At 42.3% G+C, this 25,186-nt stretch carries 22 protein-coding genes and 1 rRNA gene; 20 read left to right on the top strand and 3 right to left on the bottom strand.

The features are described from left to right. Positions 1 to 65 precede the first annotated feature (65 nt). The 13 genes from metE (at position 66) to hemB (ending at position 13,695) form a co-directional block, all read left to right on the top strand. Positions 66 to 2,342, top strand: a complete 2,277-nt coding sequence (gene metE / locus D3222_RS01520; protein ID WP_118984540.1) for a 5-methyltetrahydropteroyltriglutamate--homocysteine S-methyltransferase — start codon at positions 66 to 68, stop codon at positions 2,340 to 2,342. A gap of 369 nt (positions 2,343 to 2,711) precedes the next feature. After that, positions 2,712 to 3,545, top strand: a complete 834-nt coding sequence (locus tag D3222_RS01515) for an intradiol ring-cleavage dioxygenase (RefSeq protein ID WP_118984539.1) — start codon at positions 2,712 to 2,714, stop codon at positions 3,543 to 3,545. A 612-nt stretch (positions 3,546 to 4,157) separates the two neighbouring features. Further along, positions 4,158 to 4,913, top strand: a complete 756-nt coding sequence (udp, locus tag D3222_RS01510; RefSeq protein ID WP_118984538.1) for a uridine phosphorylase — start codon at positions 4,158 to 4,160, stop codon at positions 4,911 to 4,913. Positions 4,914 to 5,007: 94 nt separating this feature from the next. Continuing rightward, positions 5,008 to 5,790 carry a tyrosine-protein phosphatase gene (locus tag D3222_RS01505; RefSeq protein WP_118984715.1) on the top strand — a complete coding sequence of 261 codons (783 nt, stop codon included), beginning with the start codon at positions 5,008 to 5,010 and terminating at the stop codon, positions 5,788 to 5,790. 68 nt (positions 5,791 to 5,858) lie between these two features. Then, entirely contained in the window at positions 5,859 to 6,395 is a 537-nt protein-coding gene (locus D3222_RS01500) for a DedA family protein (RefSeq protein ID WP_369973492.1), read from the top strand. 165 nt (positions 6,396 to 6,560) lie between these two features. After that, a complete protein-coding gene (rmuC, locus tag D3222_RS01495; protein ID WP_369973493.1) occupies positions 6,561 to 7,856 on the top strand; it encodes a DNA recombination protein RmuC in 1,296 nt (431 codons plus the stop codon). A gap of 72 nt (positions 7,857 to 7,928) precedes the next feature. After that, a complete protein-coding gene (gene ubiE / locus D3222_RS01490) occupies positions 7,929 to 8,684 on the top strand; it encodes a bifunctional demethylmenaquinone methyltransferase/2-methoxy-6-polyprenyl-1,4-benzoquinol methylase UbiE (RefSeq protein ID WP_118984536.1) in 756 nt (251 codons plus the stop codon). Between the two features lies 1 nt (position 8,685). Further along, positions 8,686 to 9,336 (top strand): ubiquinone biosynthesis accessory factor UbiJ, encoded by a 651-nt coding sequence (locus tag D3222_RS01485; RefSeq protein ID WP_118984535.1) that lies wholly within the window; start codon positions 8,686 to 8,688, stop codon positions 9,334 to 9,336. Then, on the top strand, positions 9,323 to 10,963 hold the full coding sequence (gene ubiB, locus D3222_RS01480; RefSeq protein ID WP_118984534.1) for a ubiquinone biosynthesis regulatory protein kinase UbiB: 1,641 nt from the start codon (positions 9,323 to 9,325) through the stop codon (positions 10,961 to 10,963). Before D3222_RS01485 ends, ubiB begins: the two co-directional genes overlap by 14 nt. A gap of 97 nt (positions 10,964 to 11,060) precedes the next feature. Further along, on the top strand, positions 11,061 to 11,321 hold the full coding sequence (gene tatA / locus D3222_RS01475; RefSeq protein WP_036778270.1) for a Sec-independent protein translocase subunit TatA: 261 nt from the start codon (positions 11,061 to 11,063) through the stop codon (positions 11,319 to 11,321). A 3-nt stretch (positions 11,322 to 11,324) separates the two neighbouring features. Then, the gene (gene tatB / locus D3222_RS01470; RefSeq protein ID WP_118984533.1) at positions 11,325 to 11,786 is read left to right on the top strand and encodes a Sec-independent protein translocase protein TatB; all 462 of its coding nucleotides are present in this window, start codon (positions 11,325 to 11,327) and stop codon (positions 11,784 to 11,786) included. A gap of 3 nt (positions 11,787 to 11,789) precedes the next feature. Next, positions 11,790 to 12,572, top strand: a complete 783-nt coding sequence (gene tatC / locus D3222_RS01465; protein WP_118984532.1) for a Sec-independent protein translocase subunit TatC — start codon at positions 11,790 to 11,792, stop codon at positions 12,570 to 12,572. Positions 12,573 to 12,681: 109 nt separating this feature from the next. Beyond that, positions 12,682 to 13,695, top strand: a complete 1,014-nt coding sequence (gene hemB / locus D3222_RS01460; RefSeq protein WP_118984531.1) for a porphobilinogen synthase — start codon at positions 12,682 to 12,684, stop codon at positions 13,693 to 13,695. Positions 13,696 to 13,744: 49 nt separating this feature from the next. Here hemB and rfaH read toward each other — a convergent pair whose 3' ends face one another. Next, positions 13,745 to 14,233 carry a transcription/translation regulatory transformer protein RfaH gene (rfaH, locus tag D3222_RS01455; RefSeq protein WP_112878799.1) on the bottom strand — a complete coding sequence of 163 codons (489 nt, stop codon included), beginning with the start codon at positions 14,231 to 14,233 and terminating at the stop codon, positions 13,745 to 13,747. A 596-nt stretch (positions 14,234 to 14,829) separates the two neighbouring features. Here rfaH and ubiD point away from each other — a divergent pair. Further along, on the top strand, positions 14,830 to 16,302 hold the full coding sequence (gene ubiD, locus D3222_RS01450; protein WP_118984530.1) for a 4-hydroxy-3-polyprenylbenzoate decarboxylase: 1,473 nt from the start codon (positions 14,830 to 14,832) through the stop codon (positions 16,300 to 16,302). A gap of 10 nt (positions 16,303 to 16,312) precedes the next feature. Beyond that, positions 16,313 to 17,014, top strand: a complete 702-nt coding sequence (gene fre, locus D3222_RS01445) for an NAD(P)H-flavin reductase (RefSeq protein WP_118984529.1) — start codon at positions 16,313 to 16,315, stop codon at positions 17,012 to 17,014. 83 nt (positions 17,015 to 17,097) lie between these two features. Here fre and fadA read toward each other — a convergent pair whose 3' ends face one another. Together fadA and fadB are read right to left on the bottom strand one after the other, a co-directional pair. Continuing rightward, positions 17,098 to 18,264, bottom strand: coding sequence for an acetyl-CoA C-acyltransferase FadA (gene fadA / locus D3222_RS01440; protein WP_118984528.1), 1,167 nt, complete (start codon positions 18,262 to 18,264; stop codon positions 17,098 to 17,100). Positions 18,265 to 18,275: 11 nt separating this feature from the next. Continuing rightward, on the bottom strand, positions 18,276 to 20,462 hold the full coding sequence (gene fadB, locus D3222_RS01435) for a fatty acid oxidation complex subunit alpha FadB (RefSeq protein WP_118984527.1): 2,187 nt from the start codon (positions 20,460 to 20,462) through the stop codon (positions 18,276 to 18,278). A 273-nt stretch (positions 20,463 to 20,735) separates the two neighbouring features. On the opposite strand from fadB, the gene pepQ reads away from it, so the two are divergent. The 5 genes from pepQ to D3222_RS01410 all read left to right on the top strand — a co-directional run. Beyond that, positions 20,736 to 22,070, top strand: coding sequence for a Xaa-Pro dipeptidase (gene pepQ / locus D3222_RS01430; RefSeq protein WP_118984526.1), 1,335 nt, complete (start codon positions 20,736 to 20,738; stop codon positions 22,068 to 22,070). Further along, positions 22,070 to 22,681 (top strand): IMPACT family protein, encoded by a 612-nt coding sequence (locus D3222_RS01425; RefSeq protein WP_118984525.1) that lies wholly within the window; start codon positions 22,070 to 22,072, stop codon positions 22,679 to 22,681. The genes pepQ and D3222_RS01425 overlap by 1 nt, the downstream gene beginning before the upstream one ends. Before the next feature lie 37 nt (positions 22,682 to 22,718). Continuing rightward, complete coding sequence (gene trkH / locus D3222_RS01420) at positions 22,719 to 24,170, top strand: Trk system potassium transporter TrkH (RefSeq protein ID WP_118984524.1); 1,452 nt, start codon at positions 22,719 to 22,721, stop codon at positions 24,168 to 24,170. A 23-nt stretch (positions 24,171 to 24,193) separates the two neighbouring features. Beyond that, entirely contained in the window at positions 24,194 to 24,730 is a 537-nt protein-coding gene (gene hemG, locus D3222_RS01415) for a menaquinone-dependent protoporphyrinogen IX dehydrogenase (RefSeq protein WP_118984523.1), read from the top strand. 377 nt (positions 24,731 to 25,107) lie between these two features. Further along, positions 25,108 to 25,186: ribosomal RNA gene (locus tag D3222_RS01410) — 16S ribosomal RNA — on the top strand; the annotation flags it as partial.

Below are 25,186 nucleotides of genomic sequence, written 5' to 3'. Positions count from 1 at the left end.
TATACCTTACCTGTTGATTATGGATGTGTAAACATCTAGACGGCTAAAAATGACGGGATAATGAAATGACGATTATTAATCACACACTTGGCTTTCCACGTATCGGTTTGAAAAGAGAACTCAAAAAGGCTCAGGAAAACTATTGGGCAGGGAAAATTTCTCAGCAAGAATTATTGGAAACTGGGCGTGAGTTACGTGCCCGTCACTGGGAGCAACAGAAGCAGGCTGGTGTTGATTTAGTGCCAGTTGGTGATTTCGCTTGGTATGATCATGTTCTGACGACCAGTTTACTGCTCGGTAATGTGCCACCGCGTCACCAGAATCCAGATGGCACGATTGATCTGGATACACTGTTCCGTATTGCTCGCGGTCGTGCACCGACGGGTGAACCTGCCGCCGCCGCAGAAATGACTAAATGGTTTAATACTAACTACCATTATATTGTGCCAGAATTTCAGCAAGGGCAGGAATTTAAACTGAGTTGGACTCAGTTACTAGAAGAAGTGGATGAAGCATTGGCTCTGGGTCATCAAGTAAAACCTGTTTTACTGGGGCCAGTAACTTACCTGTGGTTGGGTAAAGTGAAAGGTCAGGTATTTGATCGTCTCTCTTTATTGAAAGATATTCTTCCTGTTTATCAGCAAGTATTGGCTGAGCTGGCTAGACGTGGTATCGAATGGGTTCAGATTGATGAACCTGCGCTGGTACTGGAACTGCCAGCAGAGTGGTTGGCGGCTTATCCGGTTGCTTATCAGGCACTACAGGGGCAGGTTAAATTATTGTTGACTACCTATTTCGATAGCGTTGGTCACAACCTAGAAACGATCAAATCCTTGCCGGTACAAGGGCTACATGTGGATCTGGTTGCTGGTCAGGATGATATCGCGCAACTGAATGAGTCATTGCCGAAAGAGTGGGTGCTTTCCCTTGGTGTGATTAATGGTCGTAATGTATGGCGTGCTGATTTAACTGCTAAATATCAGTTGATTAAGCCATTGGTAGATAGCCGTACACTGTGGATCGGTTCTTCCTGTTCTCTTCTGCATAGCCCTATCGATCTGAATGATGAGACTGCGCTTGATGCAGAGGTGAAAAGCTGGTTTGCGTTCGCATTGCAGAAATGTGAAGAGTTAGCCCTGCTGGCTGCGGGATTGAATCAGCCAGAAGGCGGTAAACAAGCAGAGTTGGATGCTTACAGTGCGCCAATCCGTGCCCGTCGTGAATCTAAACGGGTGAATAATCAGGCTGTTACTGAGCGCCTTGCCGCAATTAATCCACAGGACAGTGAGCGTAATCAGCCATACCCACAGCGTGCGGAAATACAGCGTCAGCGCTATAACTTGCCATTGTGGCCGACAACAACAATTGGATCATTCCCGCAAACGACGGAAATTCGTGGTTTGCGTTTGGATTTCAAAAAAGGTCGGGTGGATGGTGCCAGCTATCGTACCAATATCTGTGAACATATTAAGCAGGCAATTAACGAACAAGAACGTTTAGGATTAGATGTATTGGTGCATGGTGAAGCTGAACGTAACGACATGGTGGAGTATTTCGGTGAACACCTCGACGGTTTTGTCTTTACGCAGAATGGCTGGGTTCAGAGCTATGGATCTCGCTGCGTTAAGCCACCAGTGATTATTGGTGATGTCAGCCGTCCTGAAGCTATCACTGTAGAATGGGCTAAATATGCTCAATCGCTGACAGAGAAACCTGTCAAAGGGATGTTAACTGGGCCGGTGACAATTCTCTGTTGGTCATTCCCAAGGGAAGATGTCAGCCGTGAGACGATTGCTAAGCAAATTGCATTGGCACTGCGTGATGAAGTGGACGATTTGCAAGAAGCGGGCATTGGTATCATTCAGATTGATGAGCCAGCATTGCGGGAAGGTTTACCACTGCGCCGGGAAGAGTGGCAGTCCTATCTTGATTGGGCGGTGGAAGCATTTAAATTGAATGCTGCAATTGCTAAAGATGACACACAGATTCACACTCATATGTGTTATTGCGAGTTCAATGACATTATGCCTTCCATTGCAGCATTAGATGCGGACGTGATTACTATTGAGACTTCCCGTTCAGATATGGAGCTGTTGGATTCATTCGAAAACTTCTCTTATCCGAATGAGATCGGGCCGGGTGTTTATGATATTCATTCACCTAACGTACCCAGTATTGAATGGATTGAAGCACTATTACGTAAAGCGGCTGATCGTATTCCGGTTGAACGTTTATGGGTTAACCCGGATTGTGGCCTGAAAACCCGTGGTTGGACTGAAACTCGCCAGTCACTGGAAAACATGGTACAAGCGGCGAAACGCCTCCGCGAATCAGTGAAATAACTAATCCAGCAATTTGCCTGTCACCATTAATTGGTGATGGGCATTTTTCATAAAATAATCTTTTTTTTTGCAGTAGCGCATTGTGATACGGCTTAGCCGGGATCTTTTCTATTACCAAACTTTTAGTAACTTATATATGCCATATTGGTATTTGAAAAAATACATTTTATTAACAAAATAACCCGTGTAGTAACAAGATGGAAGCATTGTAATATATACCCTATGGATTTCAAGACGCATCGCGACAGCAAGAGAGCGAATCCCCCGGAGCATAGCTAACTATGTGACCGGGGTGAGCGAGTGCAGCCAACAAAGAGGCAACTTGAAAGATAACGGGTATAGAAACTTAATAATTAAAGAGAGGATTATATGGATGTTAATAAGTTGCAAGGTAAGAAAAGTAGCTCTCGAAGAAATTTTTTAAAAAGTGGTGCCGCTATTACGGCGACTGCGGCACTTGCTCCGATGAGTTTAGCTCGTGCGGAAGCAAAGTTATCCCCACAACATGGAATAGGCGTATGTACGCTTGCGCCAGAGCAGATATCAGGGCCGTATTTCCGAAATGACAAAATTGTAAGAAGGGATATTACCGATTCAGAAGTAGGAATACCTTTTTTATTGAAAATTACTGTCATGGATAAAAAAACATGTAAACCAGTTGATAATCTATTTGTTGATATTTGGCATTGTAATAGTCGGGGAAAATATTCTGGTTGGAGTTATATCAGCCCCGATATAGTACCTAACGTTGCTGGAATAGGTTCTAGCAATCGAACTGATGATAAAAATTTTCTAAGAGGAGCTCAACCATCGGATAAGAATGGAATAGTTAATTTTACGACTATTTATCCTGGGTTTTATGCTGGTAGAGCGACTCATATTCATATTGGAATCAGAAAATTGAGTGCAGATATAACTGACAAAGAGCATTTTGCTTTTGTTGGTCAAATGTATTTTCCAGAAGAGATCAATACAGAGGTTTATAAGTATGATCTGTATTCAAAACGGAGGGTAATCCGAACCAAAAATCATGAGGATGAATATTTTAAAAATATGAGTGGTCATCTTTCAGAAATAAAAGTAACAAAAATAGACGAATCTGATATTAACCGTGGGATACTGGGTGAAATAATTCTATCGATAGACTTGGAAAATATATCTAATTTCATAACTAAAGATGATTTATATTCCCATACGGTATGACCGGTTTTGTTGAATAAACTAAATTTCAATATAATAACAATCTAAATTATAAAGTAACCTATGTAAATGGTATGCTGATTAATAATTTAATAAAGTATCAGGTACTTGATATTTACATACGGATATTGTGCAGGCACAGAGAGGATTATCTTTACTGTTTGATGGATATTACCAGTAGATCATATTTTTTGTGCCTGTCATTTTCTCAGAGAAAAACTTTCAGTCTTGCAAGCAGAATGTCAAATAAATATATAGCCTTCATCTTTCAAGCTGCTGCTTTGTTGGCTACTTTCACTCACCCCAGTCACATAGTTGTCTATGCTCCTGGGGATTCGTTCACTTGCCGCCGCGCTGCAACTCGAAATCTATTAGGTATAACTAAACAATGGATGGTTTTTTCCATAATATGGCTCATTCAAGTTAGTTAGCGGAAGAAAATGCCCTGTTTCTTTACTGTCTTATGGTTATTTTGTGATTTAAGTCTCAAAATAATGTATGTTTTTCTTTTTTATATTACTTTGAAGTGACATTTATCACTAAAAGATGTCTAAATGCTCAATACAGTAGATCTCAACTCATTTCATTATAAATTTTCTTGCTGAGGAGTCTGATATGTCTGATGTATTTCACTTAGGTCTGACCAAAAGCGACCTGCAAGGCGCAACTTTAGCTATTGTTCCGGGTGATCCGAAACGTGTGGAAAAAATCGCAAGATTGATGGATAACCCAGTTCATCTTGCTTCTTTACGTGAATTTACGTCATGGCGGGCAGAAATTGATGGTAAGGCCGTCATTGTGTGCTCTACCGGTATTGGTGGCCCGTCAACCTCTATCGCTGTTGAAGAATTAGCGCAATTGGGTGTGCGTACTTTTTTGCGTATTGGCACAACAGGTGCAATTCAGGAAAATATCAATGTTGGTGATGTGTTGGTGACGACCGCTGCTGTTCGTTTGGATGGTGCCAGCCTGCATTTTGCTCCGATGGAATTCCCGGCGGTTGCTGATTTTGAATGTACGACTGCTTTGTACGAAGCAGCAAAAGATTTGGGTGCAACGGTACATGTGGGGGTAACGGCCTCTTCCGATACTTTTTATCCCGGTCAGGAGCGTTACGATACCTATTCTGGCCGGGTTGTGAGCCGTTTCAAAGGCTCAATGGCTGAATGGCAGGCGATGGGCGTCATGAATTATGAAATGGAATCGGCAACTTTATTAACAATGTGTACAAGCCAAGGGCTACGTGCGGGTATGGTTGCTGGTGTCATTGTTAACCGTACTCAGCAGGAGATTCCTAATGTTGAATTACTTGAGAAAACAGAAAGTAACGCATTGGGGATTGTCGTGGAAGCTGCTCGCCGTTTGTTGTAAATCATACTTTTTGGGCCGGAGTATTCCGGCTCACTCTTATTTTAAACAGAAATCTGTTAATGTTTTAATACCTAACAACTCATTAAAAGTCATCATGATCACAACATCTTTATTGCATCCATCAGTACTTCCCCTCAGTGGAGGGATTAATTTTCGTGATTTAGGCGGTAAAAAAGTAGTGAACGGTGGAAAAATCAAATCAGGTTTACTTTTCCGTTCAGGTTCTCTGGATCGCTTAACAGAAAAAGACCAATCTTTCCTGGAAAATAAAAATCTCTTTCAAATCATAGATTATCGTGATACCAGTGAAATAGCGGATAAGCCCGATTTGGTATGGAATGGCGCTAATTATCATCATGCCCCGGCCAATCCATTATCTGAGGAAGTGAATGCGAATCTGGAGAAGTTGACATCAGAGATGTTGGAACAATTTGATCCGCAAACATTTATGTTCCGTCTTTATGCATTACTGCCTCTGAAAAATTCAGCCTATAAGACATTAGTTAAATTACTGCAACAACCGGAAAAAGGTGGGATAGTCCAGCATTGTGCGGTAGGTAAAGACAGAACCGGTGTAGGTTCTGCTTTGGTATTGTTTGCTCTGGGGGCTGATTTGAATACGGTAATGGAAGATTATTTAGTGACTCACTCTACTTTGGCTCCTTACCGTGAATATTTATTAAATGAGCATGCGAAAACCATGGGTGATGATGTGGTTGATAAATTCGCTTATGTTTATTCCGTGAGAGAAGAGTTTTTAATGACGGCATTAAACAGTATTAACCAACATTATGGCAGTGTGGATATATGGCTGGAAAAAGATCTTGGCCTTGATTTTGCTGCCCGTAAGAAATTACAAGGTTATTTCCTTGAATAAAACGTTGGTTTAATTCTGGTTAATGCAGCGGTGGTTAAATTGAATGTGGTATTAATTAATACAGGAATATGAATTTGAGTCTTCATGAAATAGTTGATCTGGTAATCGCTTTTGTTAAAGCTCATGATACCTGGATCATGCCGATTGTTTTCTTGCTTGCTTTTGGTGAATCTCTGGCTTTTTTCTCTTTGTTATTACCTGCAACGATCATATTGCTTGGATTGGGGGCATTAATAGGCGAAAGTGGTCTTAATTTCTGGCCAATTTGGTTGGCTGCGGCAGCAGGGGCTTTTTTGGGCGATTGGGTATCTTATATTGTTGGCGCCTATTTTAAAGGTGATATTAGTAAAGTCTGGCCGATTTCCCGTAAACCACAACTACTGACACGAGTGCACCATTTCTTTGAACGTTGGGGTATCTGGAGCATTTTCTTTGGTCGATTCTTTGGGCCATTCCGTGCAATTGTGCCATTAGTCGCAGGTATTTGTACCATGCCATTGCGTTATTTTCAGATAGCGAATATCTGTTCCGCACTTATCTGGTCTTTTGGGGTATTAGCTCCAGGCGCGTTTGGTTTGCAATGGTTAGTGCAATGGGTGAGTTAATTGAGAGCAGCTTCGCAGACTGAACCATCTGTATAAATCATTCTGGACATCTATACAGTAGCAATTTAGTTTATCTGGTCGAAGAGTGTAATAGAGGAAATACCGGTGGGTATCCAGTTGTTATATACGTTGATAGGTGCTCTTGGCGGCCTGTTGGGCGGTGGTATTCTTGTTTGGTTCTCCGTTCATCAACGTATTCAACAGCAAGAATTGGAATTACGGAAATTGGACAGCCAGCTTGCCGTTGCCAGTGAGAAACTTGAACAATCAGCTTATTGGCGGGTTGAATGCGAACAATTGAACCAGGAACTGCGGGCTCAAAGAGAAATTAATAGCGTGCAAGAATCTGAACTGCGGGAAGTGACGACACGCTTGGAAGAGAGTCGTCTCGCGGCTGAAGAGAAGCAGCGGTTGCTGATCAACAGTGAACTACGTTTGAATACTCAATTTGAGAATTTGGCTAATCGTATTTTTGAACAAACGGGCCGCCGTACGGATGAACAAAATCGGCAAAGTCTCAATACTCTTTTAGCGCCATTTCGTGAACAGCTTGATGGCCTTCATCGGCAGGTACAGGAAAGTTTTGGTCAGGAAGCCCGTGAACGGCATACTCTTGCACATGAAATCCGTAACTTACAGCAACTGAATGTCCAGATGGCGCAGGAAGCTATCAATCTGACAAATGCCCTTAAAGGTAATAATAAAATTCAGGGAGATTGGGGAGAAGTCGTGTTATCCCGTATTCTGGAAGCTTCTGGTTTACGAGAAGGGCATGAGTTTTGTACTCAGGTTAATATCAAGGTAGAGGGTAACCGCCGTTTCCAACCTGATGTTATTGTTCATTTGCCGCAAGGGAAGGATGTGGTCATTGATGCCAAGATGTCACTGGTCGCTTATGAGCGTTATTTTAACAGTGGCGATCGGCATCAGCAGGAGTTAGCTCTTCAAGAACATATTGATTCAATTAAAGGTCATATTCGTGGTTTGAGTCGCAAAGATTACCAACAGTTGCCCGGACTGAAATCGTTGGATTATGTATTGATGTTTATTCCAGTTGAACCTGCTTATCTGGTTGCGCTTAACAAGGCGCCTGAGCTGCTTGATGAGGCTCTTAAACACAATATTATGCTAGTTAGTCCATCAACATTGTTGGTTGCTGTGCGGACTATTAATAACTTGTGGCGCTATGAGTATCAAAGCCAGAATGCGCGTTTAATCGCGGATAAGGCCGCCCGTATGTACGATAAAATGCGTTTGTTTGTCGATGACATGCAAGGTTTGGGGCAAAGCCTGGATAAGGCTCAACTTAATTATCGGCTGGCAATGAAAAAGCTGACCGAGGGACGTGGCAACCTGATCAGCCAGGCAGAGAGTTTTCGTAATTTAGGTGTTGAAGTGAAACGTCCTATTGATCCCGAACTGGCGGATAGGGCCAGCCAACCACCCTGTGCTAATGATTAATACCAAGATAGGGTTTTATCTGAAAGGCTGATACACTTTTATAACGCTTTGAATAAAAAATGGGCAAATAACATGGTAGACCAAACGAAACAAACCACACATTTTGGTTTCCGTACTGTAGCAAAAGATGAAAAAGCAGGCATGGTGGCCGAAGTGTTTCATTCTGTTGCGGCAAAATACGATTTAATGAATGATTTAATGTCGTTTGGTATCCATCGTATCTGGAAACGTGTGGCTATTGATGCCAGTGGTGTACGCCGAGGTCAGAGGATACTTGATTTAGCTGGTGGTACTGGCGATCTGACAGCCAAATTTTCTCGTATCGTTGGTGAAAAAGGTGAAGTTGTTCTTGCTGATATCAATGAATCTATGCTGAAGGTTGGGCGTGAGAAATTACGTGATGTTGGTATTGTTGGTAATGTCAGCTATGTGCAGGCTAATGCGGAAGCGTTGCCTTTCCCTGATAACTATTTTAATTGCATCACTATCTCTTTTGGTTTGCGCAATGTTACCGAAAAAGAAAAAGCCCTGCGTTCTATGTTTCGGGTGTTGAAGCCGGGTGGACGTTTATTGGTGCTTGAATTTTCTAAACCTTTGTTCGTACCGTTAAGCAAAGCGTATGATGCTTATTCTTTCCATGTGCTACCAAAAATTGGTCAGGTTTTTGTGCAGGATGCTGACAGTTATCGTTATCTGGCGGAATCCATCCGTATGCATCCTAATCAGGATGCGCTTAAAACGATGATGGAAGAGGCTGGCTTTGAACAGGTGACTTATACCAATATGACTGGCGGCATTGTTGCACTACATAGAGGTTTTAAATTCTGAGATGGAAAGACCATCACTGAGTACAGTTATTAATTCCACACTTACGCCGGTTTTAACCGCAGTGATGGAAACATCGTTGAATTACCTGTTGTACCGTGAACCTGTGTTAAGGCCAGCCCGTATGCGGCTGGTGAATAAAATTTTGTCGATTGAATTAAAAGAAATGAGTACACCACTCACATTGGTGTTTAGTGAGAAACAGGTGGACGTATTAAGTCAATGGGTCGAATCTGCCGATTGTACTGTTAAAACTCATGTTTCTGCTTTGCTTAAGCTACGGGATCGCCAACAAATTTCCAAATTGCTTAATAGTGGTGAAATGGTTATTGAAGGGGATATGCAGGTTGTTCAGCAATGGTCTGTTTTGTTGGATATGGTTGAATGGGATTTGGCCCATTATCTTTCCCCTTATTTCGGGGATATCGCTGCCGAAAGTATGAGTCAAGTCATTAAAAAAGGATTTCAGTTTGTTTCCGGTTCAATGGAATGTCAGAGAAATTATCTGGCGGAAACGTTAACAGAAGAATGGAAACTGGCTCCAAATCAGCTTGAAGTGGCTTATTTCAGTGAAGAAGTTGGCATGTTGGCCAAAGATATCGGGCAAATAGAACAACGATTGGCAGTATTAGAGGAAAAATATGACTCCAGGTGAATTAAGACGCCTTTATTTGATCATACGGGTTTTTCTTTCTTACGGATTGGATGAGCTAATTCCTCGAATTCGCTTAACCTGGCCTCTTCGTTTTGGTCGTTATTTGTTGTTCTGGATCCCGAATAGACATAAAGATAAATCACTTGGGGAGAGACTGCGGCTTGCCTTACAGGAATTAGGGCCTGTTTGGATTAAACTTGGACAGATGCTTTCAACGCGGCGTGACCTGTTTCCTCCAGCAATAGCGGATCAATTGGCATTGTTGCAAGACCGAGTTGCCTCTTTTGATGGTGCTTTGGCGCGTCAATATATTGAAACCGCTTTGGGGGGAGCACTGGAAACCTGGTTTGATGATTTTGAACCTATTGCTCTGGCCTCTGCTTCAATTGCTCAGGTCCATACTGCCCGGTTAAAAGAGGATGGACGAGAAATTGTTATCAAAGTCATTCGTCCTGATATTCTACCGATTATCAAAGCAGATATCCGGTTAATGTACCGTCTGGCTAATTGGGTACCAATGTTATTACCCGATGGACGCCGTTTACGTCCTCGTGAAGTTGTGCGGGAATACGAGAAGACGTTAATTGATGAACTGAATTTGCTGCGTGAAGCGGCTAATGCAATTCAACTCCGCCGTAATTTCGAAAAGAGTTCAACGCTTTATGTACCGGAAATTTATTCTGATTATTGCCGTGAAAATGTTCTGGTGATGGAGCGGGTTTATGGTATCCCTGTTTCTGATATTGAAGCATTGGAAGCGCGGAATACCAATATGAAATTGCTGGCTGAACGGGGCGTGCAGGTCTTTTTTACGCAGGTTTTTCGCGATAGCTTCTTCCATGCGGATATGCATCCGGGAAATATTTTTGTCAGCTATGAACATCCTGAAGATCCGTTTTATATTGGTATTGATTACGGTATTGTTGGTTCTCTTAATAAAGATGATAAACGTTATCTGGCTGAGAATTTTATTGCTTTCTTTAATCGTGATTACCGGAAAGTTGCTGAACTTCATGTGGATTCAGGCTGGGTTCCCAGCGATACCAATGTTGAAGATTTTGAATTTGCAATCCGTACAGTTTGTGAGCCAATCTTTGAGAAGCCGCTTGCGGAAATTTCATTTGGTCATGTACTTCTGAATTTATTTAATACTGCACGTCGTTTTAATATGGCAGTGCAGCCTCAGTTAGTTCTTCTGCAAAAAACACTTTTGTATGTAGAAGGTTTAGGACGGCAGCTTTATCCTCAGCTTGATTTGTGGAAAACAGCAAAACCGTTTCTGGAGGAGTGGTTGCATAGCCAGGTTGGATTGCCAGCGGTTATCCGGGCGTTGAAAGAAAAAGCACCTTATTGGGCAGAAAAGTTGCCAGAACTACCTGAATTAGTGTATGACAGTCTTCAGCAGCATAAACATTTGCAAGTGAGTATTGAGAAGTTATCAGATCATTTAAAAGGACAACAGATAAAACAGCGGCAGTCGCAGTATTTGCTTGGTGTTGGTGCGACATTGTTTCTCTGTGGCAGCTTGTTTTTGTTGTCTGGTTTGGCAAATATTCCTTGGTTGTTTATAGGCGCGGGTACCGTTTCATGGTTGTTTGGCTGGTTTCGTCTGAGTAAAATTGAGTAAAATTTGTCTTAGTGCAGATTTTCTTGAAGGTCGGTTATAGTTCGTCGTATGTATAATGAGCTGTTAAAATAATCCCTGTTAAATAGAGGTAATCAGAATGGGCGGTATAAGCATTTGGCAATTACTCATTATTGCGGTCATTGTGGTGCTGTTGTTCGGCACGAATAAACTCCGTACTTTGGGTTCTGATCTTGGGGCATCTATTAAAGGTTTTAAAAAGGCGATAGGGGATGATAATCAGCCTCAACAGGCTCAGAAAACCAGTAATGATGCCGATTTTGAGACTAAAAACATTACTGAAAAACAATCTGTAGCTCAGTCTGAAACATCTGAGAGCAAAAACAAAGAGCAGGTATAAACCGTGTTTGACATTGGTTTTGGTGAGCTGCTGTTGGTTATGGTTATTGGCTTGGTGGTTCTGGGGCCAGAACGGTTACCGGTGGCAGTAAAAACGGTTGCTGGTTGGATCAGGGCACTGCGCTCTTTGGCTGCTAATGTCCAAAATGAGTTGGCCCAAGAGCTGAAATTGCAGGAGCTCCAGGAAAGCCTGAAAAAAGTTCAAGAAGAAGCGGGGTTGCAGAATTTATCCCCGGAACTACAAGCTTCGATGGATGAGCTAAAAGAAGCTGCTGAGTCTTTGAAAAAAGCATACCAAAATGAACCTGATGCGGGGAGTATGAAAGCATCAGAAATAAATGAGGTGGCACAAAAGCCGGCAGCGTCTCAGGTTGTGGCTTCATCTGGACCTTCTGCTCCAGTGGATGATCAAGCGGCTTCTGCAACGAAGAAAAAAACTTCTGATGAAGTTAATGGTGAACACTAAAACATGGCTGTTGATGATACTCAACCACTTATCAGTCACCTTATTGAATTGCGTAAGCGAATTCTAAACAGTTTACTTACTGTATTAGTGGTTTTTTTAGCATTGGTTTATTTTTCTAACGACATCTATCAGATGATTTCTGCACCTTTGATTAAGCAGTTGCCTCAGGGTGCCAGTATGATAGCGACAGATGTTGCTTCTCCCTTTTTTACGCCAATAAAACTGACCATTATGGTGTCGATATTCGTATCTGCACCTATGGTTCTCTATCAAGTGTGGGCATTTATTGCACCTGCGTTATATAAGCATGAACGCCGCTTGATGATCCCTCTGCTTGTTTCCAGTAGCCTGTTGTTTTATTTGGGGATGGCGTTTGCTTATTTTGTTGTATTTCCGATAGCTTTTGGGTTCTTTGCTAAAACGGCGCCTGAAGGGGTGCTGATTGCAACGGATATCAGTAACTACTTAAGTTTTGTCATGGCACTGTTTATGGCCTTTGGTGTCTCTTTTGAAGTACCCGTTGCCATTATTTTATTATGTTGGAGTGGGGTAGTTACACCTGAATCCTTGAAGAAAAAGCGTCCGTATATTTTGGTAGGTGCTTTTGTTGTTGGCATGTTGTTAACGCCGCCGGATGTTTTCTCGCAAACCTTGCTGGCTATTCCTATGTATCTGCTGTTTGAACTGGGGATTTTGCTCTCCCGTTTTTATATCGGACAGCGGAAATTGGGGGATCGTTCAGAGGAAGATGAGCAGCAAGCGCCAGAAGCGAATACGGAAAAGTGATAATAGTAATCTTAACATGTTGTTCTGTAGTGCTAAGATAATTAGCACGAAGTGATAGCATATTAATTAACCCAGCGCGAGTGCGCTGGGTTTGAGTTAGGAGAGCTATATGAGCTATGCATTTCCAGGAACTTTCCCTGGTCGACGTATGCGCCGGTTGCGCTGTCATGATTTTTCCCGCCGTCTGGTTGCTGAAAACCAATTAACTGTTAATGATTTAATCTATCCTGTATTTGTGATGGAAGGCACTAATCGTCGTCAAGAAGTGTCCTCTATGCCAGGGGTGTATCGTCTGACGATGGATCTTTTGCTGAAAGAAGCTGAAGAGATTGCTCGACTGGGGATTCCGGTGTTGTCTCTGTTCCCCGTTATTGAAGCAGATAAAAAATCTCTGGATGCGGAAGAAGCTTATAACCCTGATGGGTTGGTTCAGCGTACGGTTCGTGCACTGAAAGATGCCATTCCTGAACTAGGATTGCTGACTGATGTGGCATTAGATCCATTCACTACACATGGTCAGGATGGGATCATCGATCAGGATGGTTATGTGATGAATGATATAACCAAAGAGATCTTGGTCAAACAGGCATTGTCACATGCAGAAGCTGGTGCTGAGATTGTGGCACCGAGCGACATGATGGATGGGCGTATTGGTGCGATCCGTGAACTGTTTGAAACGGAAAGACATGTAAATACTCAAATTATGGCTTACTCCGCTAAGTATGCTTCTGGTTATTACGGCCCATTCCGAGATGCAATCGGTTCAAATTGTTATCTGAAAGGGGGTAATAAAAAAACCTATCAGATGGACTCTGCGAATAGTGATGAAGCGTTGCAGGAGATTGCACAGGATTTGCAGGAAGGCGCTGATACTGTAATGGTAAAACCAGGTATGCCTTACTTGGATGTTATCCGCAGGGTAAAAGACACATTCGGTGTACCAACCTTTGCTTATCAAGTATCTGGCGAGTATGCCATGCACATGGCTGCTATTCAGAATGGTTGGTTACAGGAACAGGTAATTGTGGAGTCTCTGTTATGCTTCAAGCGCGCAGGAGCAGATGGTGTACTGACGTATTTTGCAAAACAGGTTGCTCAACAATTATATGAACAGAAGCGTTAATATTTGATTAAAAACGGGCGAATGCAAATTCTGCCCGTTTTTTGTTTGGTTAAATTTTCACAAACTGTTTATTATTAAGTGCCTTAGGTAATTGTTTATTCAGAATATTAAGTAACAGAATAGAACGGGTTTCTCCATCTGGCTCATTGTAGATAGCTTGCAATCCTTCAAAAATTCCTTCGGTGATTAATACGGTATCACCAGCCACAGGTGTATCTGGTGATACATATTCTTGCTCGGTTGCTGATACGATCTCTTTAATCAGTGTTTCCGGTACGATAGCAGGGTGCACGCCAAAACGGACAAAGTGGCTAACACCGCGTGTTGAATTAATAGTTGTAGTATGAATAATTTCAGGATCAAACTGAACAAACAAATAATTAGGAAAAAGTGGTTCTATATTCACAGTACGTTTACCACGGGTTATTTTTTCAATTCTGGCGGTAGGAGTCAGGCAAGCAACATCCTGTCGTTCCAGATTTTCTATTGCTCGTGAAATTTGCCCACGTTTACAGTAAATGAGGTACCAGTTTTCCATCTTTAATTAACCTTGATCCAATGACTATTAAGCATAGCAAAATAGAAAAGGGCATTACAGGCATTATCTTAGTGATAATTGTTTAATGATGCATATTTATTGTTATGAATGGGGCCTATGTTTTTCAGTAAAAAAGCGATGAGTAATATTTTGGTAAGTGACAGATAAAGTAATTAATATAAAATTGATTGTTATTTGTTCAGAAAATATTAATAAAAGAAAAATATCAGTATTTCTGTTGAGTAATTGCAAAATTTGATAGTCATTGAGTAGTTATATGGGAAATCCGTGGTGAGCGATTGGTTGTATCTTGTGTGGTGAACCGAGAAAAGATAGTGACAGCATTATTTCTGTGGTAAGAGTGAAGGTATCGAGATGTTCCAACTAAACATCTTACTGAGTAATTTGATGCTCAAGTATTAACTCATTAGGTTCCATTTCGTTGTATTTGACTTTAAGGTCGCAAGGTTGAATTAACTCCATTGCTTTTTAGTAACTTATTGGTTTACTTTGTAGTCTTCTGAAAAAAACACAAAAAAGCTGAGTGGGATGGCTTATAATGTTTTCCCCCTTAAAAACCGGCATAAATGAATAGTATGAAATACCGTGACTTAAGAGATTTTCTAACCTTATTGGAGCATAAAGGTGAGTTGAAACGCATCAGCTTTGAAGTTGATCCTTATTTGGAGATGACTGAAATTGCAGATCGTACCCTTCGCGCTGGTGGGCCTGCCTTGTTGTTTGAAAATCCCAAAGGTTATTCAATGCCTGTATTGTGTAATTTGTTCGGTACTACTGAACGTGTTGCTATGGGGATGGGGCAGAAAGATGTTAAAGCTTTGCATGATGTAGGTAAGCTGCTAGCTTTTTTGAAGGAACCCGATCCTCCAAAAGGTTTTCGTGATTTACTGGATAAACTACCGAAATTTAAGCAAGTCCTTAATATGCCAACTAAACGGCTTAATACTGCGCCTTGTCAGGAACAGGTTTCGGTTGGTGACGATGTAGATTTAACCCGTATTCCTATTATGCACTGTTGGCCAGAGGATGCTGCGCCGTTGATTACTTGGGGGTTGACAGTCACTCGCGGCCCGAATAAAGAGCGGCAAAATCTTGGTATCTATCGCCAGCAGGTACTGGGTAAAAATAAACTCATTATGCGCTGGTTATCTCATCGTGGTGGTGCGCTTGATTTTCAGGAATGGTGTCAGGCACATCCAGGAGAACGTTTCCCGGTGGCTGTTGCCTTGGGGGCTGATCCAGCGACAATATTGGGGGCTGTGACGCCAGTTCCTGACACATTATCGGAATATGCATTCGCCGGGTTATTAAGAGGATATAAAACAGAAGTTGTAAAATGTCTTTCAAGTAACTTGGAGGTACCAGCAAGTGCTGAGATCGTATTGGAGGGGTATATTGAGCCTGGCGAGTTAGCTCCAGAAGGGCCATATGGTGATCATACGGGCTATTATAATGAAATCGATATGTTCCCGGTGTTCACTGTGACACATATTACTCAGCGTCATGATGCTATTTATCATTCGACTTATACTGGCCGCCCGCCAGATGAACCTGCGGTGTTGGGGGTGGCATTGAATGAGGTGCTGGTACCGATTTTACAAAAACAGTTTCCTGAAATTGTCGATTTTTATTTGCCTCCTGAGGGTTGTTCCTATCGTCTCGCCGTCGTGACTATGAAGAAACAATATCCAGGTCATGCCAAGCGGGTCATGATGGGAGTTTGGTCATATCTACGGCAATTTATGTATACAAAGTTTGTTATTGTTTGTGATGATGATATCAATGCCAGAGATTGGAACGATGTCATTTGGGCAATCACTACGCGAATGGACCCGGCAAGAGATACAGTATTAATGGAGAATACTCCGATAGATTATCTCGATTTTGCATCACCAGTTTCAGGATTGGGTTCGAAAATGGGAATGGATGCAACGAACAAATGGCCGGGAGAGACGCAGAGGGAATGGGGACGTCCTATTGTGATGAGTGAAGAAGTGCGTACCCGCGTCGACAAAATCTGGGATGAATTAGATATTTTAGGACCATAAGAGGGAACGCATGACAACACTGAGCTGCAAAGTAACCTCTGTAGAGGCTATTACTGATACGGTTTATCGGGTACGGTTACTTCCCGATTCTCCGTTCTCATTCCGCGCCGGTCAGTATCTGATGGTGGTAATGGGTGAGAGAGATAAACGTCCGTTTTCAATGGCATCAATGCCTTCAGAAAAGGAGTTTATTGAATTACATATTGGTGCTTCTGAACTGAATTTGTATGCAATGGCTGTGATGGATAGAATTCTGGATCAGAAAGTGATCGATATTGATATCCCTCATGGTAAAGCCTGGTTTCGTCAAAGCAGCACTAATCCGCTGTTATTAATTGCAGGCGGTACGGGGTTTTCTTATACCCGTTCTATATTACTGACAGCATTGGAAGAACAACCTGAACGCCAGATCTCTATTTATTGGGGTGGTAGAGAATCTCAACATTTATATGACTTGGCTGAATTGCAATTACTTACAGAGCGTTATCCTAATCTGAAGGTTGTTCCGGTTGTTGAACAGTCGGAGAATGGATGGTGTGGACGTACTGGAACCGTGCTCAAAGCGGTACTAGAGGATTTCGGTAGTTTAGCCAATTATGATATCTATATTGCAGGGCGATTTGAAATGGCAAAAATTGCTCGTGAGCGTTTTTGTAGTGAGCGTGATGCTTCTGCTGACAACATGTATGGCGATGCTTTCGAATTCATTTAAAATAATAATAAAAAAACCCGCCCCTGACAGGCGGGAATTACGGCAACAACGACTCAGTTATAATATTTTCTACAGATAAGTTCTTAATCCATTCTTTCTATAATAGTGGCAATACCTTGGCCTAAACCGATACACATGGTTGCCAGCCCAAACTGAACATCGCGGCGCTCCATGAGATTCAACAATGTTGTTGTAATGCGAGCACCTGAACAGCCTAATGGGTGCCCGAGAGCGATTGCTCCACCATTAAGGTTCACTTTGTCATCCATGCGATCCAGCAAATTCAGACCTTTCATGCAGGCAAGTGATTGAGCGGCAAATGCTTCGTTTAGTTCAATTACGCCAATATCATCCAGCTCTAAACCTGCTTTTTTGAGAGCTTTCTGTGTAGCAGGGACAGGGCCATATCCCATAATGGAAGGATCACAACCTACAGCAGCCATTGAACGGATACGGGCGCGAGGTTTTAGTCCCAGATTTTTAGCATAGCTTTCACTGGTTATCAGCATCGCAGATGCACCATCGGATAAGGCAGAGGAGCTGCCTGCTGTAACCGAGCCTGTTACCGGATCGAAGACAGGACGCAGAGCTGCCAGATCTTTCAGATTGGTATCTGGACGGATAACTTCATCGTAATCAAACAGTTTTAGTATGCCATCGGCATCGTGACCATAAATTGGTGATATCTCATTGGAGAATGCACCTGATTGCGTTGCTTGTGTTGCACGTTGGTGCGAACGAAGCGCAAATTCATCCTGCATTTCACGGCTGATATGGTGAATCTTTGCCAACATTTCAGCGGTTAAACCCATGACTCCTGCGGCTTTGGCAACGCTCAGACTCATTTTAGGATGGAAATCCACTCCATGAGTCATCGGGACATGCCCCATGTGCTCTACACCACCAATCAATGTAACATTAGCTTCTCCGGTCATGATCATACGAGTGCCATCATGCAGCGCTTGCATTGATGAACCGCATAGCCGGTTAACCGTTACGGCCGGTACAGAGTGAGGGATATCGGCCAGTAAAGCTGCATTACGGGCAATGTTGAAACCTTGCTCTAGAGTTTGCTGGACGCAGCCCCAGTAGATATCGTCGATTTCATGTTGCTGTATTGCCGGATTACGTTTAAATAGTTCTTTCATCAGGTGAGCAGAGAGATCTTCAGCCCGGACCTGACGGAATGCACCACCTTTTGAGCGCCCCATTGGGGTGCGGATGCCATCAATAATGACTACATTTTCCATGTTTCCAGACCTCACGCTGTTTTTCCGGTGCTGACAGCAATTGCTGCTGCTGTAGAGTAGTAACTTTCATTACGTTCAGCTTTGGCTTTCAGACCAGGTGGTACCTGATAAAGAGCACCGAGGTGAGCATAATTTTCAGCCATTTTTACGTAAGCTGCTGTTCCCATTGTTTCCAGATAACGGAAAACACCACCGTGGAATGGAGGGAAACCAAGGCCATAAACCAGAGCCATATCAGCTTCTGCCGGGCTGGCAATGACACCTTCTTCCAGACAACGGACAACTTCGTTGATCATCGGGATCATAGTACGAGCAATGATCTCTTCACCGGAGAAATTATTCTTCTGTTGGCAGATAGTTTCCAGCAATTGGTCTGTTTGCTCATCCCGCTCTTTTTTAGGCTTACCTTTCTTATCTTGAGTGTACTTGTAGAAACCAAGACCGTTTTTCTGCCCGTAACGTTGATTGTCATATAAAACATCAATGGCATCTTTATAATCACGCCGCATACGATCTGGGAACCCTTGGGCCATGACTGATTGAGCATGATGTGCGGTGTCAAGACCGATAACATCAATAAGATAAGCAGGACCCATTGGCCAGCCAAATTCTTTCTCCATGATTTTGTCTATTTGGCGGAAATCACCACCATCACGCAATAGCAGACCGAAGCCAAGGAGATAAGGAAGCAGTACCCGGTTTACAAAGAACCCTGGACAGTCGTTAACGACGATCGGGGTTTTACCCATTTTGCTGGCATAAGCGACTACGGTTGAAATTGTCTTTTCAGACGTTTTTTCACCGCGAATTACTTCAACCAATGGCATACGGTGTACCGGGTTGAAGAAATGCATACCACAGAAGTTTTCTGGGCGTTTTAGGGACTTAGCTAATTCTGAAATTGGAATTGTTGATGTGTTGGATGCTAGGACACAATCTTCGTTAACCAGAGTTTCAGCTTCTGATAGTACAGCTGCTTTGATTTTAGGATTCTCTACTACAGCTTCAACCACGATTTGAACCTGTTCGATACCGGCATAATTTAAGGTAGGTTGAATAGAAGAGAGGGTTTTCGCCATTTTTATGGCATCTAGACGGCCACGTTCAAACTGCTTGTTTAGAAGTTTAGCGGCTTCATTCATACCTAATTCAAGGGCTTGCTGGCTGATGTCTTTCATCATGACAGGAATCCCTTTGCGGGCAGATTGATAGGCTATACCACCACCCATAATTCCAGCACCTAGAACTGCGGCATACTCAGGTGTTGTGACTTCTTTCAGATGTTTTTTTGCCAGTCCTTTTACGTACTGGTCATTAAGAAAAATACCCACTAAGGCACGGGCAACATTTGTCTGTGCTAAAGGAATGAAGCTGGCGGTTTCTATTTTCAGTGCTTCATCACGACCAAATGTAGCGGCTTTTTCTATGGATTTAACTGCGGTGATAGGCGCTGGGTAATGAGGGCCGGCGACTTTCATCACCATACCTTTTGCCACACTGAAACTCATGCCACGTTCAATTTCATTGAGTTTCAAAGGCTCTAATTTGGGTTGGCGCGCGGCTTTCCAGTCAAGGTTCCCTGCAATTGCTTGTTCCAGCATTGATACTGCGGAATCAATCAGTTTTTCTTTGGGAACAACAGCATCAATCAAACCGTTTTTCAATGCTTCTTCTGCACCAATGTCTTTACCTGCGGCAATGATATCCAGTGCATTATCCGTCCCGATCAGGCGTGGAAGGCGAACTGAGCCACCAAAACCAGGCATAATACCAAGTTTGGTTTCTGGCAGCCCAATGCGTACATCCGGGGAGGCTACACGGAAATCTGTAGATAGAACGCATTCACAACCGCCACCAAGAGCATAACCATTTATTGCTGAAATGGTTGGGACGGGTAAATCTTCTATCCGGTTAAAAATGCTATTTGAAAAATTAAGCCATTCTTGCAGTTTTTCTACAGGTGAATCGAATAAAGAGAGGAATTCAGTAATATCTGCACCAACAATAAATGCGGCTTTTTCAGAACGTAATAAAACGCCTTTCAATCCAGTTTGTTGCTCCAGGCTGGCAACAGCCTTATCGAGAGATGCAACGGTTTTGGTATCTAGTTTATTAATCGCGGCTGGGGCATTGAAAACCAGTTCAGCAATGCCATCTTTCAGCCAGCTTATTTGAATTGTTTCACTTTGATAGAGCATGTCGTTCTCCTAAATGAGCGCATACCATCTGGTATGACCAGATGGGTTTGATTGTGGTTATTATGTTAAGTAAATGCAAATGAGTGATTAGTTTTTTGCAAGGGTGATCACAAGTGAGATTCGTATCTCATTGACAATAATTGTTTTTATATTTTGATAAATAAGGTGTTAGCGGGAGCCGATAAATTGAGAGGTTTTTTGCGTGATACCTGCAAATATCAATGGCTATGATAAGCTAATGGTTTAGTCATAAAATAAAAAAGGTCAATTGAAATGGAAAAGTTGGCATCTCTGTACCACGAACATATTTCTACATTGCAGCAACGTACCTGTGAAGCATTGGCCCTTAATCAATTTGATGCTTTGCTTATTCACTCTGGTGAGTTACAGCGTATTTTTCTTGATGATAGAGATTACCCTTTCAAAGTTAATGTTGACTTCAAAGCTTGGGTACCAGTAACTAAAGTGCCTAATTGTTGGTTGTGGGTAGATGGTATTAATAAACCTAAATTATGGTTTTACTCGCCGGTAGATTATTGGCACAGTGTAGAGCCGCTGCCGACTAGCTACTGGACTAAAGAAGTTGAAATGATTCAGCTGGCAAATGCTGGAGATATCAATTCAGTGTTAAGCACTTATGTGAAACAGAATGTTGCTTACATCGGTTATTCACCACAAAGAGCGAAAGAGATTGGTTTCTCTGAACACAATATTAATCCAAAGTCTATTCTTGATTATTTACATTTCTATCGTTCATACAAAACAGATTATGAACTAGCCTGTATGCGTGAAGCACAAACAGCGGCTATTGTCGGACACTTGGCTGCTTATGAAGCATTTCAGGCTGGGATGAGTGAGTTTGATATTAATATCTCTTATCTTATGGCAACAGGTCATCGTGATACAGATGTGCCTTATAACAATATTATTGCTATGAATGAGAATGCGGCTGTTTTGCATTACACTGCATTGCAGCACAACGCACCTTCGGATATTCGTAGTTTTCTGATTGATGCTGGTGCTGAATATAATGGCTATGCAGCAGATATCACCCGCACTTATTCAGCAAAAAGTAATAATGAATTTGCTTCTCTAATTAAAGATATGGATGCTGAACAAAAAGCGTTAATGAGTACAATTAAAGTAGGTGTTCGCTATACCGAATATCATATTCAGATGCATCATCGGATTGCTAAGTTGTTGAAAAAATATGGTATCGTGAAAGATGTCAGTGAAGAAGTCATGGTTGAAAAAAGGCTGACAACGCCATTCTTTCCACATGGCATTGGTCACCCTCTTGGATTACAGGTCCATGATGTGGCAGGGTTTATGCAGGATGATACAGGCACACATTTAGCCGCTCCGGATATGTATCCTTATCTGCGTTGTACCCGTATTCTAGAACCCCGCATGGTGCTGACTATCGAACCAGGCATTTATTTCATCGAATCGCTGCTTGTACCTTGGCGTGAAAGTGAGTTCAGCAAACATTTTGACTGGAATAAAATTGGGACGTTTAAACCTTTCGGTGGTATTCGTATCGAAGACAATATTGTGATCCATGAAAATAAAGTGGAAAACATGACTCGGGATCTTCAATTGCCATAATGAAGCCTTATTTGATACCCGCCGCTTCAGTGAGTTTTACTGAAGAGATTAAAAAAAGTCGCTTTATTACCTTGCTGGAGCATACTGGCGGGGTGGATGAGGCTAAAGCGTTTATCCAGCAAATTAAAGCTCAGTACCCTGATGCCCGCCATCACTGCTGGGCATTTGTTGCTGGTGCACCGGATGATTCACAACAGTTGGGTTTTTCAGATGATGGGGAACCTTCAGGAACCGCGGGTAAGCCGATACTATCCCAACTTATGGGAAATAATATTGGTGAAATAACCGCGGTTGTTGTCCGCTATTTTGGTGGAATAAAATTAGGTACTGGTGGGTTGGTAAGGGCATATGGAAGTGGTGCCCAACAGGCACTGAAATTGCTGGAGACAAAATATAAGGTTCCACAGAAACTCTGTTCCTTGCAGTGTGAATATGCCCATATCTCTATGATTGAACAGTTATTACAGAAATCATCAGGGCAAATTATTTCCAGTGAGTACGCAGAGAATGTTACTTTGCGAATTTCACTTCCAACTACCTTAGTGGGGGAAGTCGGTGATAAATTACGTGATCTAAGTCGCGGTGTACTGTATTTAACACCTGATCTGTAAATATTCTCTGTAACTGGATTTCTAAGGAACCAGCTGAATGCATTTTCGTGCCATAACCCGTATTGTTGGGCTGCTTGTCATTCTTTTCTCTGTCACCATGATAATTCCAGGATTGGTAGCACTTATCTATCGTGATGGCGCTGGGCGTGCATTCAGTCAGACATTTATTTTTGCCTTAATTATCGGTTTGATGCTTTGGATACCAAACCGGGAGCAAAAACATGAGCTAAAGCCCCGGGAAGGGTTTCTTATCGTTGCTTTGTTTTGGACAGTACTTGGTAGTGTCGGGGCTTTACCTTTCATCTTTTCTGAACAGCCAAGTCTTTCTATTACAGATGCATTTTTTGAATCTTTCTCCGGTTTAACAACAACGGGTGCTACGACACTGATTGGGCTTGATTCCTTGCCTAAAGCGATTCTTTTCTACCGGCAGATGCTGCAATGGTTAGGTGGTATGGGGATTATTGTGCTGGCTGTTGCAATACTGCCTCTACTTGGGGTTGGTGGAATGCAGCTCTATCGGGCTGAAATGCCTGGTCCCTTGAAAGATAATAAAATGCGCCCGCGAATTGCTGAAACGGCAAAAACTTTATGGTTGATTTATGTGTTACTGACAATTGCCTGCGCTTTAGCGTTATGGGCTGCGGGTATGTCAGTTTTTGATGCCATTTCTCACAGTTTTTCAACTATCGCAATTGGTGGATTTTCTACACATGACGCGAGTATTGGTTATTTCAATAGCCCCGCGATAAATACCATTATTGCGATTTTTCTGCTGATTTCTGGTTGTAACTTTGGTTTGCACTTCGCGGTATTAACGGGACGTAGCCTGACAGTATATTGGCGGGACCCTGAATTCCGTATGTTTATCTCCATTCAATTAGTGCTTGTTATTATTTGCACTCTGATCTTATGGAATCACGCTGTTTATAAGTCGGGTATAGAGACACTAAACCAAGCTTTTTTCCAGGTTGTTTCAATGGCGACAACAGCAGGGTTCAGTACAGATAGCTTTGCTCGTTGGCCATCATTTTTGCCGATACTGCTATTGTGTTCCGCTTTTATTGGAGGTTGTGCGGGTTCGACGGGAGGAGGACTGAAGGTCATTCGTATCTTATTGCTATTCTTGCAAGGTTCCCGTGAATTGAAGAGATTAGTTCATCCAAATGCGGTTTATACCCTCAAACTAGGGCGAAGAGCATTACCTGAAAGGATTATTGAAGCTGTTTGGGGATTCTTCTCTGCTTATGCTTTGGTATTTATCATTAGTTTATTATTACTTATCGCAACTGGTGTAGATGAACTTTCTGCGTTTTCTGCAATAGCCGCTACACTAAATAATCTAGGGCCTGGATTGGGTGCTGTTGCGGATAACTTCACTGCAATGAATCCGACAGCCAAATGGATATTAGTTATAACGATGTTGTTTGGTCGCTTGGAAGTATTCACTTTATTAGTTTTATTTACACCAACCTTCTGGCGTGAATAGTCTATTGGGAGAGGGATATGGCTATGAATTGTTTGTTTCTTTATTCCAGTCGGGATGGGCAGACTAAGAAAATCATTACCCGCATTGCTGAAAATTTACGCAGATCAGGGGAGATATGCGAACTCAGAGATTTAGCAACAGTAAAAACGATCAATTTGGAATCTTATGACAAGGTTATGATTGGAGCTTCGATCAGATATGGTCATTTCAATTCGGCACTGAAAAAGTTTGCCATCTGTCATCAACAACAACTTAATAAAATGCCAACTGCATTTTTTTGCGTAAACCTGACAGCAAGGAAGCCAGAGAAACGTACACCAGAAACGAATGTATATGTTCGTAAGTTTCTGCTTAATACCCCGTGGAAGCCAGATTTGTGTGGTGTTTTTGCTGGTGCATTGCTTTATCCTCGTTATCATTGGTTGGATCGGGTAATGGTTAAAATGATTATGAAAATGACTGGTGGGGAAACTGATACAACTAAAGAGATTGAATATACCGACTGGCAGCAAGTTGATCATTTTGCTGATGATTTCCTTGGAATAATGGGTAAAAAGTAACTTATTTGTTCTTTTTTTTAGTGTTTTGTTGAAAAAATGCGCGAACGATGGTTTTTTTTAAATAAATGCTTGCCAGCGCCGAAGAACGCCCTATAATGCGCCCCCACTGACCGACACAACGCTGATAAACATTGTGAGGTCAGGCAGAGGGAARGCGAATAAGCGCTTGACTCTGCGGGCGAAAAGCGTARTATACGCAGCCCGGCTGAACGAGAATGTCATTTTTTAATTCAGCCTGCTCTTTAACAATTAATCAGACAATCTGTGTGGGCACTCACAAGACCGTATCACCAAAAAATACGTTTTAAAGTCTTGAAGAGTGAACAACAGTGAATTCATTACGAATGAACGGTCAGTTTCTTTGAGCATCAAACTTTAAATTGAAGAGTTTGATCATGGCTCAGATTGAACGCTGGCGGCAGGCCTAACACATGCAAGTCGAGCGGTAACAGGAAA

This window comes from Photorhabdus sp. CRCIA-P01 (assembly GCF_003545805.1).
Classification (GTDB): domain Bacteria; phylum Pseudomonadota; class Gammaproteobacteria; order Enterobacterales; family Enterobacteriaceae; genus Photorhabdus; species Photorhabdus antumapuensis.
Note: the sequence above shows the minus strand (reverse complement) of the source record. Positions and strands in the feature narration are given on the sequence as shown.